This is a genomic window from Arthrobacter sp. U41 (assembly GCF_001750145.1).
GTDB lineage: Bacteria > Actinomycetota > Actinomycetes > Actinomycetales > Micrococcaceae > Arthrobacter.
Window position 1 is genome coordinate 921,762 of sequence record NZ_CP015732.1, and the last position, 15,023, is coordinate 936,784.

Sequence of the window (15,023 nt, forward strand, 5' to 3'; positions counted from 1 at the left end):
GCCACCCTCGCCGCGGAAACCGGAGGCGGTACGTTGGTTTCCAACGTCATAGGGATATGATCCGGCCACCGGCGGCCGACGGATAGGGGCAAAGGCCCCGCCCAACATGACAAACCCAAATACAAGCGTGACAAGCTTTGTAATACACGCTGCCCGGAAACTAGCCAAGAGGACCGGCATGATTCATGCTTGCACTATGACCTCACTGTCGAGCCAGTACCGGATCATCGCGGTCTGCACCGGGAACATCTGCCGGTCGCCGATGGCCGAACTGATGCTGGCGGAGGCCCTCGCCGCGGACGGCCTGGCCGGGGCGGTGGTGGATTCCGCCGGAATCACGGCCTATGAGGTGGGCCACCCGATCGACCCGCGGGCCGCCCGCAAGCTCACCGCCCACAGCATCTCCTCGGACCGTCACGTGGCGCGCGAATGGCGGGCAGAGTGGTTCCAGAGCCGCGAACTCATCCTGGCCCTGGACGTGGACCACTTCGGCTGGCTGCAGCAGGCGGCGCCTGACCGCGCGTCCCTGGCCAAGATTCGAATGCTGCGCAGCTTCGATCCGGCCGTCGCCGGCAAGGACCCCCTTGACCAAGGCATCGAGGACCCCTGGTACGGCGGCCACGCGGACTTCGACCTCACCTGGACCCTGATCCGCGCTGCCCTTCCCGGGATCGTGGCGCACGTCCGGGTAGAACTCGACCAGCGTCGAGGGCCGGACGGACAACAGCCCGGCAACGCAGGGCAGCGGGTACGCTCTATTTCATGAGCCCCGCACCCGTTATCATCGCCATCGACGGACGGTCCGGAGCAGGCAAGACCACCCTGGCGATCGAACTGGCGGCCCGGCTCCGCGAGCACCACAAGGTTTCCCTCTTCCATCTTGAGGACATCTACCCCGGCTGGAACGGACTCGCCGCCGGCATCGAACGCTACGTCTCAACGGTTCTGGCCCCGCTGCACCGCGGTGCGCCGGCCGAGTGGGTCAGCTGGGACTGGAAGGCGCACTACGACGGCGACGTCCGCACCACCCAGCCCGCCGAAATCGTCCTTGTGGAGGGCGTGGGCGCCGCCGCGGAGGCCGCACGCCCCTTCCTTTCCGCGGTGATCTGGGTCGATTCGCCCGAACAGGACCGGCGCACCAGGGCCCTGGCCCGCGACGGCGACAGCTACGAACCCTACTGGGACCAGTGGGCCGCCCAGGAGAAGGAGTGGCTGGCCGGGGACGACGTTCCCGCCCAGGCTGGTGTCAGGGTGCTGAACCTTGCCGACGGCGCCGCTCCGGCGGACGTGCTGCAGGCACTCCAGTACCTGCCGGCGCTGTCCCCGGTGCTGCTGCCGGAGCTGGCCGCCCGCCGTGGCCTCGAGCTCCGCGCCGAACGGATCGAGGCCGCGCCGGACCCTGCCCGGCTGTTCGAGTCCCTCTTCGGCCACTCGGCCAACGCCGTTTGGCTCGATTCCTCCCTGCCGCCGGAAGGCGACGCGGCGGAACGGAGCCGCTTCAGCATCCTGGCGGACGACGGCGGCCCGTTCGGCCAGTCGGTCCGGCACAGTTCGGGCAAAACCCAGGTGAGCGTAGGCAACGCCCTGGTCCGGACCGAAGGGCCGTTCTTCCGCTGGCTGGACGGAGTCTGGGGCCGCCGCGCCCTCCGCGGCCCCGAGGGCTACCCCTGCGAGTTCACGCTGGGCTGGCTCGGCTACCTCGGCTACGAACTCAAACGTGAGACCGGCGGCAGCGACGTCACGGCCGAAACCCCGGACGCCTGCCTGCTGTTCGCCGGCCGGGCCGTGGTGCTGGACCATGTGGAGCGCGCGGTCTGGCTGCTGGCCCTGGACAGCGCGGACGCCGGGGACTGGCTGGAGACGGCCCGCGCCGCCGTCGAGGCATCAACCGGACACCCCGGGGCGGGCGGCGGCGCCGTCGAACCATCCGCCCCCGGCCACGCCCCCCTGGACTTTGCCGCGCGGGACTCGGAAGTCTCCTACAAGTCCAAAATCACCGAGGCCCAGTACGAGATCACCGAGGGCAACACCTACGAGGTCTGCCTGACCACCGCACTGACCGCAGAGCTTCCCGCCGCCGCCCTGGACCCGCGGGAGGCCTACCTGGCACTGCGCCGGCGGAATCCCGCCCCGTTCGCCAGCTACCTGCGGTTCGGGGAGCTCACCGTGGCGAGCACCTCGCCGGAGCGTTTCCTGCGGATCGCGGCCGACGGCGGGATGCGCGCCGAGCCGATCAAGGGCACCCGGCACCGGGACGCCGATCCCGCCCGGGACGCGCTGCTGCGGCAGGAGCTCGAATCCTCGCCGAAGGACCGCGCCGAGAACATCATGATCGTGGACCTGCTGCGCAACGACCTGAGTCACTTCGCCGTGCCCGGCTCGGTGTCGGTCAGCCGGCTCTGCGCGATCGAAAGCTACGCCACGGTGCACCAGATGGTGAGCACCATCGATGCCCGGCTCAGGCCCGGGATGCCCCGGGCCGAGGCCGTCGCGGCCTGTTTCCCTGCCGGGTCCATGACCGGCGCCCCGAAGGTCAGCACCATGGCCATCCTGGACCGGCTGGAGGGCGCGCCCCGGGGTGTGTACTCCGGCGCGATCGGCTATTTCTCGCTCAATGGCGCGACCGACCTGGCCGTCGCGATCCGGACCCTCGTCCGCACCGAGCAGGCCGGCGGCCGCGCGGGACTCAGCCTCGGCGTTGGCGGCGCGATTACAGCGGATTCCTCCCCGCAGGAGGAGTACGAGGAAATCCGGACCAAGGCCTTCGGGGTCCTGTCGGCGCTCGGCGCGGAGTTCCCCGCCGGCTGACGCCGGCCGCGCGGGCCGCCGCAGGCGCACACCCGCGCGCCTGCGGCTACTGCAGAGTGGCCGTCAGCCGTGCCACGTTGTCGACGTATTTGACGCCCATCGGCCGCTTCATCCAGTCCTCAAGGATCAGTTCCTTCGAGATCGCCCGGTAGGCATCCTCAACAGCGCTGATGCGCCGCACGATGTCCTCGCCCAGGAGCATCACCGAGACTTCCAGGTTCAGCGAGAAGGAGCGCATGTCCATGTTGCTGGAGCCCAGCACGGCCACGTCGTTGTCAATGGTGAAGTGCTTGGCGTGCAGCACAAACGGCGCCTGGTACAGGTAGATCCGCACCCCGGCCTCCAGCAGCGCCTCGTAGTAGGACTGCTGGGCGTGGTGGACCAGGAACTGGTCGCCCTTTTCCGAGACGAAGAGTTCGACGTCCACGCCGCGCTGCGCCGCCGTCGTCACCGCATACAGCAGGGAATCATCCGGGACGAAGTAGGGGCTGCAGATCGAGATTTTGCGCTGCGCCGAGTAGATCAGCGTGTTGAAGAGCCGCAGGTTGTTTTCGGTGATGAAGCCGGGGCCGCTGGGCACCACCTGCGCCGTGATGTTGCCGGCGTGCAGTTCGGGCCGGTGCGCGAGCTGGCCTTCCAGGGACTCGTCGGTTTCGCTGAGCCAGTCGGTGGCGAAGACGACGTTGAGCGTGGTGACGATCGGCCCGCGCAGGCACGCCATCAGCTCGACCCATTCGCGGCCCACTTTGCGGTGACGCGGGTTGTTGTAGGAGGGCTCGATCAGGTTCTGCGAACCGGTGAAGGCGACCTCGCCGTCGATCACCATGATCTTGCGGTGGTTGCGCAGGTCCGGCCGGCGCCACTGCCCCTGCAGCGGGTTCAGCGGCAACATGGGCCGCCAGCGGATCTTGCTGGCCTTGAGCCGGGCAATGAGCCTGCGGTAGCCCTTGATGCGCAGCGTCCCCAGGTGGTCGAACAGCAGGCGGACTTCGACGCCGCGCTCTGCGGCTTCCTCCATCGCGGTCAGCAGATCGTCCGTGATGTGGTCCGAGCTCATGATGTAGAACTCCGCGTTGACGAAGGATTCAGCTTCACGGACGGCGGCCGCCATGGCCTTGATCGAGTCCGGGTAACCGGGCAGGAGCTCCACGTGGTTGCCGTCCACCATGGGAAGGGAGCCCAGGGTCTTGTTCAGTTCCGCCGCGGAGGACACCCATTCCGGGCCCTCGTAGCTGCTTTCCAGCATCGCCAGTTCCGAGGCGCCGGCGCGCACCCGGGCGTTCACCGCATCCTGCTGCGACCGGCGCTTGCGGGAGAGCCGGAAATTGCCGAAGAGCAGGAAGAGGACCAGGCCCACGGCCGGAACAAAGAAGATGATCAACAGCCAGGCCATGGCCGTGGTGGGACGGCGGTTTCCGGGGATGATACCGAGGGCCAGCACCCGGATGGCGAGGTCAACCACAGTCAGAATCAGGATCACCCAGGACGGAAGTGTTTCCGCCAGGGAAAATGGCCACAGCACAGGCGAACCCCTCAAGTTCCAGACCCGCGGAATAGTTCCGGAACGGGCAATCTTCAAATCCTATCCCGCGGCCTGCCGCACTAAGCTGAAGCCATGACTTCTCCTGCCCTTCCCGCCCCCGTCCCGGTGCTGGTCTTCCTGGATCCCGCCTTCGACGACGGCCGGCTGGCCGATGCGACCAAGCCGCAGCTGATGGCGACGGACCAGGGCGCCACCCGCGGCGACGGCGTCTTCGAGTCGCTGCTGGCAGTGGGCGGCCAGCCCCGCAAGCTCCAGGCACACCTGGACCGGCTGGCCGGGTCCGCCCGGCTGCTGGAGCTCGACATCCCCGCGGAGGGCGCCTGGCGCCGGGCCATCGCAACGGCGATCAGCGAATACCGGCGCCAGCATGCGCCCAGCGCCGCGGCCGTCAACGACGACGAACTGGTGGTCAAGCTCCTCGTGACCCGCGGCGTCGAGGGGGCGGCCGGGCCCACCTGCTGGGTCCAGGCCTCCGCCCCCGGCCCCACCGGGAGACGCCAGCGCGAGACCGGCGTCGACGTCATCCTGCTGGACCGCGGCTATGACAGCGATGTCGGGGAACGGGCCCCGTGGCTGCTGATGGGCGCCAAGACCCTCTCCTACGCCGTCAACATGGCGGCCCTGCGCTACGCGCACCGCCAGGGCGCGGACGACGTCATCTTCACCTCCGCGGACGGCCGGGTCCTGGAGGGTCCGACGTCGACCGTTCTGCTCGCGCACCTGGAAACCTCCGACGACGGGGCCGGCGGGGTCCGCACCGTCCGCCGGCTCATCACGCCCCAGCTCGACAGCGGGATCCTCCCCGGCACCTCGCAGGGAGCCCTGTTCACTGCGGCCAAGGCCGCCGGCTGGGAGCTGGGCTACGGCCCGCTGGAACCCCATGACCTGTACGACGCCGACGCCGTGTGGCTGATCTCCAGCATCCGGCTGCTGGCGCCCGTCAACCACATCGACGGCAAGGAAATCGGCACGCCGGAGCTGCGCCGGCAACTCACGGCGGAACTGAACGCGCTCTACGCCACCATCGAGTAGTCCCGCCCCGCACCCACCCCAACGCCGACCACAACGCCGACCACAACGCGGGGTCACTTTGCGCCCGTCCGGAGGCCCCGGATGGGCGCTACGTGACCCCGCGTTGCAGTTGGTCCCGTTACCTAACATGACGACGGCGGGTCTGCGGGCCGGCGTCGGAGGTGTTACGTTTTTTGGTGAGTAATGAGAACCGGCGCCAAGCCCTGACTGGCCGGTCGGCAACCCTCCCTTTCGCGGCGGGGTGCCTCAGGTGAATACTCGGCATATCGACCATTCGAGCTGCAAGCGTGAAAGAAGGAGATCCGTCATGCCTGACGCGTCCGCCCCCGCTGTCCCCGGTACAGCACCAGCCCCGTCCCCCGCACTCCACGGGTCCGCCGAGGAGAAACTGGCGTACCGCCTGTTCACCGGCCCCGATGACCGCGCCTTCTGCGAGCGCGTCTCGGCCGCCCTGGCCGACGGCTACGTGCTGCACGGCAGCCCGGCAGCCACATTCAACGGCGGCAGCGTCATCGTGGCCCAGGCCGTCGTGCTGCCGGCGGCAATCGCCAGCGCCGACGCCGCCGTCGCCAACGCCGTGGATGATCTTGAGTTCGACGGCGAGGGCCACGCGTGAGCTACGCCGGGGACCTCACCCCGCAGCAGGCCTGGGCCAAGCTCGAGGACGGCGCCATCCTGGTGGACGTCCGCACCGAGGGCGAATGGGCCCACATCGGCACCCCGGACACCGCCCCCGCAGGCGGGAAACGGAACGATCCGCTCTTCATCCAGTGGAATCTTGCCGGAGGCATCCCCAATTCGCAGTTCGTTGCGCAGCTGAAACAGCAGGCCGCCGGCGCCGAAGGCAACGAGCTGGTGTTCCTGTGCCGTTCGGGTGCCCGTTCCATCGCCGCTGCGGTCGCCGCGACGGAGGCCGGCTACACCTCCTATAACGTCCTCGAAGGTTTCGAAGGCGAACCGGACCGCGACGGCGAGCGCACTGTCAACGGCTGGAAGAACCGCGGCCTTCCCACCCAGTCCGGAAAGCACTAAGTGAGCTTCAACCCTGACGCCGCCGGCTGGAGCGCCGACACCCAGGCTGTCCGCGGCGGACTCGACCGCACCGCTTTCCAGGAAACGTCCGAGCCGATCTTCCTGAACTCCGGCTTCGTCTACGAATCCGCGGCCGCCGCGGAGCGGGCGTTCACCGGCGAGGACGAGCGCTTCGTGTACTCCCGCTACGGCAACCCCTCGGTGGCCACCTTCCAGGAACGGCTCCGGCTGCTCGAAGGCACCGAGGCATGTTTCGCCACCGCCTCGGGGATGTCCGCGGTCTTCACCGCCCTCGGCGCCCTGCTGGCCGCCGGCGACCGTGTGGTCGCGGCCCGTTCACTGTTCGGCTCCTGCTTCGTGATCCTCAACGAAATCCTTCCCCGCTGGGGTGTGGAGACGGTCTTCGTGGACGGCCCGGACCTGGAGCAGTGGCGGTCGGCGCTCTCGGAACCCACGACGGCGGTCTTCTTCGAGTCGCCGTCGAACCCGATGCAGGAAATCGTGGACATCGCGGCCGTGAGCGAACTGGCGCACGCCGCCGGGGCGACGGTCGTCGTCGACAATGTCTTTGCCACTCCCCTGCTGCAGCGCTGCGGGGACTTCGGTGCGGATGTGATCGTGTATTCCGGGACGAAGCACATCGACGGCCAGGGCCGGGTGCTTGGCGGCGCGATCCTGGGCACGAAGGAGTTCATCGGGGGCCCGGTCAAGCAGCTGATGCGCCACACCGGCCCGGCGCTCTCGGCCTTCAACGCGTGGGTGCTGACCAAGGGGCTGGAGACGATGGCCCTGCGGGTGAACCATTCCTCCGCCTCCGCGCTGCGGCTGGCCGGATGGCTTGAGGAGCAGCCCGCTGTCAGCTGGGTCAAGTACCCGCTGCTGCCGTCCCATCCGCAGTTCGAACTGGCCGCGCGGCAGATGAAGGCCGGCGGCACGGTGCTGACCTTCGAGCTCTCCCCGTCGGCCGGGCGTTCGGCGAAGGAAGCGGCCTTCGCGCTGCTGGATGCGCTGCGGATCATCGACATCTCCAACAACCTGGGCGATTCGAAGTCCCTCGTCACCCACCCCGCGACCACGACCCACCGCGCCATGGGGCCCGAGGGGCGCGCGGCGATCGGGCTCAGTGACGGCGTGGTGCGCCTCTCCGTGGGCCTTGAGGACGTCGAGGACCTGATCCGCGACCTCGGCCAGGCGCTCAAGCAGGTCTAGCTAGGGCCGGTCCGGTACGCCGGCTGGGAGGTCAGCCCCGGCGGACCCGGCCCAGGGACGAGCCCTCGTCGGCAGGGTCCCCGATGGCGGCTCCCCGCATGGTCACTTCGACGGCGTGTTCGACGACGGCGGCCAGCCCGCCGGACCGGAACGGTGCCCGTTGCAGCTGCGAACCGGTGCCCTCCGCCAGGATCCGGCCGACGCCCTCACGCACCAGGTCCAGCTCACCCTGTTCCTCCAGCACGGGGGCCAGGAAGTCCACCAGCGCCTGGACCACGTCCGCGGCCGGGGCTGGGGTAAAGGTTCCGAAGTCCAGCAGCTGCCCGCGCAGCCCGCAGTTGCTGGCCTGCCAGGCTGCCATCCGCAGCAGCAGCGTCGGCACCGGGGCGGGATCGATGCCGTCGTTCCATTCCCGGGACGCCGACTCCACCAGCGCCCGCACCAGCACGGCGATCACCGCCGCGTCCTCGGCCCGCAGGCAGACATCGGCGACCCGCACCTCCACGGTGGGATGATGCCGGCACAGCCGCGAGTCGAAATAGATCATCCCCTCGTCCATCAGGACGCCGCTTTCCACCAGCCGGGTCACTACCCTCCGGTACACCGGAAGGCTGCCGAAGATCATCGTCGGACCCGAGCCAGGCCAGCGGTTCCACGCCTGCGTACGGTAGCTTTCGAACCCTGTCTCCGCGCCGTTCCAGTAGGGGGAGTTCGCGCTGAGGGCGATCAGCACGGCGAGCTTGTCCCGGATCCGGTCCATCACCGCCACGCCCTCCTCCGGGGACTCCACGAACGTGTGGACGTGGAGCCCGCAGGTCAGCTGGTTCCGGACCGTGAGCCCGAAGCGCCGCTGCATGGTCACATAGCGCTGCTTCGGCGTCAGGTGCGTGGCGGAGCCGTGCGGCGAGGTGGCGAGGGCGGCGACCCGGCCGCCATGCACCCGGGCGGCGCGGTCGGCGAGGGCCCGGCCCTGCCGGAGCTGGCGGAGCAGTTCGGTGTAGTCCAGGCACGGCCGCGTCTGGGTTTCAATCTGTTCGAGCTTGAGCTCGAAGCTGAAGTCGGAGTCCTCATGGACCTGCTGCCAGGCCGGGTCGGCCGGATCGGCGGCCTGCCCGGACGGGACCAGGCTGGGGATCATGACATCGGCGAGGGCAAGCAGCATCCCGGTCTCGGGATCCACAATGAGCAGTTCTTCCTCCACGCCGAAGGTCCGCATGAATCTATTGTGCGTCAGGTTCCGCCGAAAAGCTCAACAACGCGGGGTCAGATAGCGCCCACGCAGAGCCCCCGGATGGGCGCTATCTGACCCCGCGTTGCCTGAGACGTGCCCAGCGGATTCAGCCGATTCAGCCGATTCAGCGGATTCAGCGGATTCAGCGGATTCAGTCTTGGAAATACTCGATCTTCGCGCCGATAGTGTTGAGCCGCTCGGCCAGATCCTCGTAGCCGCGTTCGATCACGTAGATGTTGCGCAGTTCGGAGACGCCCCGGGCCGCGAGCATCGCCAGCAGCAGGCAGGCCGCGGGGCGGAGTGCCGGCGGGCAGCCGACTTCGGCCGCGCGCCACCTGGTGGGCCCGTTGACGTAGATCCGGTGCGGGTCCAGCAGCTGCACCTGGGCGCCGAGTTTGTTCAGCTCGGTCAGGTAGATCGCGCGGTTGTCGTAGACCCAGTCGTGGATCATCGTCTGGCCGTGGGCATTCGCGGCGATCACCGCGAAGAACGGCAGGTTGTCGATGTTCAGCCCGGGAAAGGGCATGGGGTGGATCTTGTCTTCCGGGGCGCGCAGCTCCGAGGGCTTGGTGGTGACGTCCACCAGCCGGGTGCGCCCGTTGCGGGCCAGGTACTCGCCGGACACTTCGAGCCGCTGGCCCATCTGTTCCAGCGTCGCGAGCTCGATTTCCATGAACTCGATCGGGACGCGGCGGATGGTGACTTCCGAGTTCGTGACGATCCCGGCGGTGATCAGGCTCATCGCCTCGATCGGGTCTTCGGAGGGGAAGTACTCGATGTCGGCGTCGACCGAGGGCCGGCCGGTGATCTTCAGCGTCGTGGTGCCCACACCCTGGATCTCGACGCCGAGCATCTGCAGGTAGAAGCACAGGTCCTGCACCATGTAGTTGGGGCTGGCATTGCGGATGGTCGTGGTGCCGCTGCGGTGGGCGGCGGCCATGATGGCGTTTTCGGTGACGGTGTCGCCGCGTTCGCTGAGCACAAAGGAGCGGTCGCGCCCGTCCGCCGGAGGCGCCTGCACGGCGTAGAAACCGGAATTGGCGTCGACGCTGAGGCCGAACTGGCGCAGCGCCTGCATGTGCGGCTGCACGGTGCGGGTGCCAAGGTCGCAGCCGCCCGCGTAGGGCAACCGGTATTCACCGGCTTCGTCCAGGAGCGGGCCCAGCAGCATGATGACACTGCGGGTCCGGCGGGCGGCCTCAACGTCCATCGAGTCGAGGTCCAGGGCGGCGGGCCGGCGGATCTGCAGATCGGTGGCGTTGAGCCAGGTGCACTCGACGCCGATGCTGGTCAGCACCTCGACGATCCGGTTGACCTCTTCGATCCGGGCCAGCCTGCGCAGGGTCGTGGTGCCGCGGTTGATCAGGCTGGCGCACAGCAGGGCGACCCCGGCGTTCTTGCTGCTGTTGACGTCGACGGAGCCGGACAGGGTGCGGCCGCCCTCCACCCGGAGGTGCGTCATGGCCGGCCGCCCCACCTTAACGATGCTCCGGCCGAAAATGGATTCAAGCCGCTGGATCATTTTCAGGCTGAGGTTCTGCTTGCCCTGTTCCATCCGGGCGATGGCGCTCTGGCTGGTGCCCAGCTCGGCAGCGAGCTGCCCCTGGGTCCAGCCCTTCTGGCCGCGGGCCTCGCGGAGCAGGGCGCCAACATGTTCAGCGGTCTCTTGAGTCATACCCAAAAAATATCACGCATGACGTACTAGCGCCCGGAATTCCAGACCCGGTGCCGCGTATCTCACCGAAATACCCGCGCCGTGCGATAAAGGAGGCTACTGCCGTGCGAGGAAGACCATGTTCCAGGTCCCTGCGGCCAGAGCGGAAGCCACGGCGGCGCCGGCAATCAGCAGCCCGCCCAGGAACACCCAGGCGTCCAGGCCGCTGTAGGAGGATTTCCGGGCCCAGGTGCGTTGTGCGCCGCCGAAGCCCCGGGCCTCCATGGTGACCGCGAGCCGGGAGGCTCGCCGGACGGCCTGCACCAGCAGCCCAAAGCTCTGCCCCAGGGTGGCGCGAAGCCGTTGCAGCGGGTTCCCGTGCGAGCCCACGCCTCGGGCGCGCCGTGCCATCCCGATCGTCTGCCATTCCTCGGCCATCAGTCCCACGAGCCGCATCGCGGCCAGCGTCCCGAGGACGAAGCGGTGCGGGAGTTTCGCCTTCTGCGCCAGGGCGTCCGCCAGGTCCGTGGGGTCGGTGCAGCTCATCAGCAGCACGGCCGGCAGCGCGATGGCCAGGCCGCGGACCATAAAGCCCAGCCCGAGTTCGAGGGAACCCTCGCTGATGGACCAGATCCGGGCGTCCAGCAGGATGCTCCCGCTGTCGGGTGCGAGGATCGTGGTACTCCACCCGCCCAGCGTCGCGGCCAGGATCAACGGCCAGCCGCGCTGCCAGAGCAACACCAGGGTCAGTCCGGCCAGCGGCAGGAGCGCCAGTTCGAAGGCGAGCGCCACCGAGGCGGACACCCAGTCAATGGACAGCGCCAGGACCATCGTGATGAGCATAACGGCGGCGAACTTCGCCAGCGGGTTGGCCCGGGTCAGCAGGGCATGGTTGCCGCGCAAGGTCAGTTCCTGCCTCATGGCGCCGCGACCTTCCCCGGTTCCTGGCGCTCCGGGGCGCGGAGGCTCAGCTCGGTGCCGCCGAGGACCTCGCTGAATTCGGCATCGTGCGTCACGGACACGACGGCGGCGCCGTCGTCGAGGAGTTCGGAGAGGAAGGACGCGAGTTCGGCCCAGGTGTTGGCGTCCTGGCCGAAGGTCGGTTCGTCCAGGATCAGCACCTGGGGATGGGCGGCGAGCACGGTGGCCACGGACAGGCGCCGCTTTTCGCCGCCGGAGAGAGTGTAGGGATTGGCGTCCACCAGCCCGGTCAGGCGAAGCCGCTCCAGCAGTTCGTCCACCCGATCCTCGCCGCGGCCCAGGTGCCGGGGGCCGAACATCAGCTCATCCAGCACACGCCCGGTGACGAACTGGTGCTCGGGTTCCTGGAACACGGTGCCTATCCTGGCGATCAGCTGCTGCGCCTTCCACTTGTACGGATCGATCCCCGCGCCGGCACTGAGCTCCAGGGTGGCGGAGACCGTGCCGGACACCGGCGGGAGCAGGCCGGCGAGGGTCAGGGCGAAGGTGGACTTCCCCGAGCCGTTGGGGCCCGTGATGGTAAGGGCTTCGCCGGCGCGGACCTGGGCGATGATGCCGGACTGCACGGGCTCCGGCGGGATCGGCCGGAAGCCGCCGCGGAGACCGGCCCGCCGCGGACGTTCGCGCGACACGGCCAGATCCTCCGCGGCGAGCAGCAGCTGGCCCGCGGGCCCGGCACCGGGGGTGGCGCCGGGCCCGCCCCCGGCCCCCGCGGCGCGGGCCCGGGTCGGCGGCACGTAGCCGGGGACCCAGACGCCGGCTGCGGTGAGCATGTCCCGTGCCTCGGCCAGGACCCGGTCCGGCGGCCCGTCGATCAGCACGGCGGAGTCCGTCGCCGATCCGGGCTGCAGCACCACGATCCGGTCCACCAGGTCCTTCCAGACGGAAACCCTGTGCTCCACCACCACCAGGGTGGCCCCGGTCTTGTCCAGGCAGCGGCCGACGGCGTCGCGGACTTCCAGGACACCCGCGGGGTCCAGATTGGCGGTGGGTTCATCGAGCAGGATCAACCCCGGGCGCATCGCCAGGATGCCGGCGAGCGCCAGGCGCTGCTTCTGCCCGCCGGAAAGCGCCGACGTTGGGTGGTCCAGCGGCAGCCGGCCCAGCCCGACGTCGTCCAGCGCCTCCGCTACCCGCGGCCAGATCTCCGCCGGGGGCACGGACAGGTTTTCGGCGCCGAAGGCGACATCGTCGCCCAGGCGCGAGAGCACCACCTGGGTCTCCGGATCCTGCTGGACCAGCCCGGCCCGGCCGCGCCGGGCCCGGGGCGGGGCCCCGTCGACCAGCAGGCGGCCGGTCTCGTCGGCGTCCTCGGCGTCCACCGGTGCACCGGCACGGTCAGCGTCACCGGCGGAGCTGTCGCCCAGCACCCCGGCCAGGGCATGGAGCAGCGTGGACTTGCCGGCACCGGAAGGTCCCAGCAGCAGCACCCGCTCCCCGGGCCCGATGTCCAGGTCCAGGCCGCTGATGGCGGGCCGGAGCCGGCCGGCGTGCCGCCAGCCCCAGCCCCGCGCGGTGACCGTGGCCGGGCGGCCCCCGCTGCAGGCGGACGTGCTGTAGGCGGACATCAGGAGAAAACGGGCTCCGTGGCCGCCCTGCGGGAGGCAAAGGAACTCAGTACGCCCGTCCTGGCCAGGCCCCGGGTAGCGAGCCAGGACAGGCTGCCGGCGATCACCGCGCCGGAAACGGCCGTGAAGATGATGTAGGCGAGCTTGTCGCCGCCGGCATACGCGATGTTCCAGCCCCAAGGCATAAACGCATCGTTCAGCCCGCAGAACAGGCCCGCACCGGCACCGGCCAGCACCGACACCGGCAGGTTGAACTTCTTGTACACGAATGCGGCGAACACCAGCTCGGCGCCAAGGCCCTGCAGCAGGCCGGAAATGAGCACCGTGGTGCCGTATTGCGAGCCCATGATCAGCTCGCCGGTGGCGGCCACGGTTTCGCAGAACAGCGCGGCTCCCGGCTTGCGGATGATGAGCATTCCCAGCACCGCCGGGATCATCCAGCCGCCGGCGTAGAGCCCGGTCAGCGGCGGGTAGAACGCGTTGACGGGGGCGGAAATGAGGTTGGCGCCCTGGGACCAGGCCCAGAAGATCACGCCGCCGGCGACCGCGATCAACGCGGCCACCACAATGTCCACCACACGCCAGTTGTAGCCGCGTCGGGTGAGCGTCTGCTGGGCAGATGTATCAGTCATGTCGTCCTCCTGAGGAACAGGAGGGGAGAGTGCGCCGGGGTCCGCGGCTTCCGCCGCCGCTCCGGGCACTCTGAGAACTCGACTCCCTTGCGCCGGTACTAACCGGATCAGGTTCGAGGGTCTGCGGCTGTCCGCACTCTCAGCGCCCACCTGTGGTTTCCCCGGATTTCCCCGGTGATGCCCGACGGCGGCGCTCCCCTGTCGTATTTAATATCGCCCTTGTGGGCGTGGCCCAGTTTACACCCACCGGGCGCTGCTTTCTTAGGTTACCGTCACAATCCGCGGCCTCCGGTGCCGGTGACCCGGAAGCCTCTGCTTGGTAGAGTCGGCAAGGCATGGGAACCCCCGGATGCCGCCACCGCCGGCGGCTACCTAACGGAAGCTGAAACACTTGACCAACGCACCAGCGACTTCCCCCGACTATGACCCGGACTCCGAGGACGAGCAGCCGCACGGATCCCTGGGGGCGCTCATCGGACGCATCCTGGCCGAAATCGACGAGCTGCAGTTCCGGTCTTTCGGCAAGGACGATGCCCTGGACCTGGGCCTCCTCCTGGTTGAACTCGGCAGGCAACGCTCCCATCCGATCGCCATCGACATCACCAAGGGTGAGCAGGTGCTCTTCCACGCGGCGCTGGAGGGCGCCACGCCGGACAACGAACGCTGGGTCAGGGCCAAGCAGCGCACGGCCGTCCGCTACGAGGTCCCGTCGCTGCTGGTCGGTCTCCGGGCCCGGGCCGCCGGGACGAGGATCGAGGACAACGCATGGTTCGACCAGGCAGAGTTTGCCGCCCACGGCGGCGCCTTCCCCGTCTACGTGCGCGGGACCGGGATGGTCGCCACCGTCACGGTGTCGGGGTTGCCGCAGAAGGCCGACCATGAGCTGGTGGTCGAAGCCCTGTCCGAGATCCTCGGCCGCGCCGGGACCTCAGGCTAGCCTGCCGCCGCTGCCGCACCCCAGCCATGCGGGACCCCGCGGCATCAGCTCCTTTGCCCTGGCTGGACCGCCGGGCAAGGACCGCTAGGCTAGGGGAAGCCCTGTTTCCTCCCGCTAGGAGTCCGAAGAATGAACATCTTCATCAAACTGCTCGGCACCGGCATCAGCCTGCTCGCCGGCTTTGTCGGCACCAAGCTCGTTGACACCGTCTGGGAGAAATCCACGGGCAACAAGCCGCCCAAGGGCCACGACGACGATGTGCCCACCACGCTGCGCTCTGCCCTGACGTTCGCGCTGATCTCGGCATCCGTCAGCGCCATCATCCAGGTCCTCGCGAACCGCGGGACCCAGCGCGCGATCACCCGTTTCGCCAAGTCCCAGGACCTCGTCTAGCAC

At 69.0% G+C, this 15,023-nt stretch carries 14 protein-coding genes and 2 riboswitches; of the genes, 8 read left to right on the top strand and 6 right to left on the bottom strand.

Features of this window, described 5'->3' with window-relative positions:
* Nucleotides 1-196: 196 nt before the first annotated feature.
* Both ASPU41_RS04365 and ASPU41_RS04370 read left to right on the top strand, forming a co-directional pair.
* Nucleotides 197-766 (top strand): low molecular weight protein-tyrosine-phosphatase, encoded by a 570-nt coding sequence (locus ASPU41_RS04365; protein WP_069949892.1) that lies wholly within the window; start codon nt 197-199, stop codon nt 764-766.
* Nucleotides 763-2,808 (top strand): chorismate-binding protein, encoded by a 2,046-nt coding sequence (locus tag ASPU41_RS04370; protein WP_069949893.1) that lies wholly within the window; start codon nt 763-765, stop codon nt 2,806-2,808. The genes ASPU41_RS04365 and ASPU41_RS04370 overlap by 4 nt, the downstream gene beginning before the upstream one ends.
* A 46-nt stretch (nt 2,809-2,854) precedes the next feature.
* On the opposite strand, the gene cls is transcribed toward ASPU41_RS04370, so the two are convergent.
* The gene (gene cls, locus ASPU41_RS04375; RefSeq protein ID WP_197515758.1) at nt 2,855-4,330 is read right to left on the bottom strand and encodes a cardiolipin synthase; all 1,476 of its coding nucleotides are present in this window, start codon (nt 4,328-4,330) and stop codon (nt 2,855-2,857) included.
* Nucleotides 4,331-4,423: 93 nt separating this feature from the next.
* Between cls and ASPU41_RS04380 the strand changes: the two genes are divergently transcribed.
* From ASPU41_RS04380 to ASPU41_RS04395, 4 genes are all read left to right on the top strand, one after another.
* On the top strand, nt 4,424-5,383 hold the full coding sequence (locus tag ASPU41_RS04380) for an aminodeoxychorismate lyase (protein WP_069949894.1): 960 nt from the start codon (nt 4,424-4,426) through the stop codon (nt 5,381-5,383).
* A gap of 179 nt (nt 5,384-5,562) precedes the next feature.
* A riboswitch (SAM riboswitch) is annotated at nt 5,563-5,677 on the top strand.
* Nucleotides 5,678-5,690: 13 nt separating this feature from the next.
* Nucleotides 5,691-5,999: a DUF1737 domain-containing protein gene (locus tag ASPU41_RS04385; protein ID WP_069949895.1), complete on the top strand. Its 309-nt coding sequence runs from the start codon at nt 5,691-5,693 to the stop codon at nt 5,997-5,999.
* Entirely contained in the window at nt 5,996-6,415 is a 420-nt protein-coding gene (locus ASPU41_RS04390; protein ID WP_069949896.1) for a rhodanese-like domain-containing protein, read from the top strand. The genes ASPU41_RS04385 and ASPU41_RS04390 overlap by 4 nt, the downstream gene beginning before the upstream one ends.
* A complete protein-coding gene (locus tag ASPU41_RS04395) occupies nt 6,416-7,624 on the top strand; it encodes an O-succinylhomoserine sulfhydrylase (RefSeq protein ID WP_069949897.1) in 1,209 nt (402 codons plus the stop codon).
* A 31-nt stretch (nt 7,625-7,655) separates the two neighbouring features.
* Here the strand turns inward: ASPU41_RS04395 and ASPU41_RS04400 are convergent, their stop codons facing one another.
* The 5 genes from ASPU41_RS04400 to ASPU41_RS04420 form a co-directional block, all read right to left on the bottom strand.
* Nucleotides 7,656-8,840, bottom strand: coding sequence for a glutamate--cysteine ligase 2 (locus ASPU41_RS04400; protein WP_069949898.1), 1,185 nt, complete (start codon nt 8,838-8,840; stop codon nt 7,656-7,658).
* Nucleotides 8,841-9,006: 166 nt separating this feature from the next.
* Complete coding sequence (locus ASPU41_RS04405; RefSeq protein WP_069952474.1) at nt 9,007-10,530, bottom strand: UDP-N-acetylglucosamine 1-carboxyvinyltransferase; 1,524 nt, start codon at nt 10,528-10,530, stop codon at nt 9,007-9,009.
* A 96-nt stretch (nt 10,531-10,626) separates the two neighbouring features.
* Nucleotides 10,627-11,430 (bottom strand): energy-coupling factor transporter transmembrane component T family protein, encoded by an 804-nt coding sequence (locus ASPU41_RS04410; RefSeq protein ID WP_069949899.1) that lies wholly within the window; start codon nt 11,428-11,430, stop codon nt 10,627-10,629.
* Nucleotides 11,427-13,058, bottom strand: coding sequence for an ABC transporter ATP-binding protein (locus tag ASPU41_RS04415; RefSeq protein WP_069949900.1), 1,632 nt, complete (start codon nt 13,056-13,058; stop codon nt 11,427-11,429). The genes ASPU41_RS04410 and ASPU41_RS04415 overlap by 4 nt, the downstream gene beginning before the upstream one ends.
* Nucleotides 13,058-13,690 (bottom strand): ECF transporter S component, encoded by a 633-nt coding sequence (locus tag ASPU41_RS04420; protein WP_069949901.1) that lies wholly within the window; start codon nt 13,688-13,690, stop codon nt 13,058-13,060. The genes ASPU41_RS04415 and ASPU41_RS04420 overlap by 1 nt, the downstream gene beginning before the upstream one ends.
* A gap of 66 nt (nt 13,691-13,756) precedes the next feature.
* A riboswitch (TPP riboswitch) is annotated at nt 13,757-13,900 on the bottom strand.
* A gap of 181 nt (nt 13,901-14,081) precedes the next feature.
* Here ASPU41_RS04420 and ASPU41_RS04425 point away from each other — a divergent pair.
* Together ASPU41_RS04425 and ASPU41_RS04430 are read left to right on the top strand one after the other, a co-directional pair.
* The gene (locus tag ASPU41_RS04425) at nt 14,082-14,627 is read left to right on the top strand and encodes a heme-degrading domain-containing protein (RefSeq protein ID WP_083266358.1); all 546 of its coding nucleotides are present in this window, start codon (nt 14,082-14,084) and stop codon (nt 14,625-14,627) included.
* Between the two features lie 129 nt (nt 14,628-14,756).
* Nucleotides 14,757-15,020 (top strand): DUF4235 domain-containing protein, encoded by a 264-nt coding sequence (locus ASPU41_RS04430; RefSeq protein ID WP_069949902.1) that lies wholly within the window; start codon nt 14,757-14,759, stop codon nt 15,018-15,020.
* The last annotated feature ends 3 nt before the right edge of the window (nt 15,021-15,023 follow it).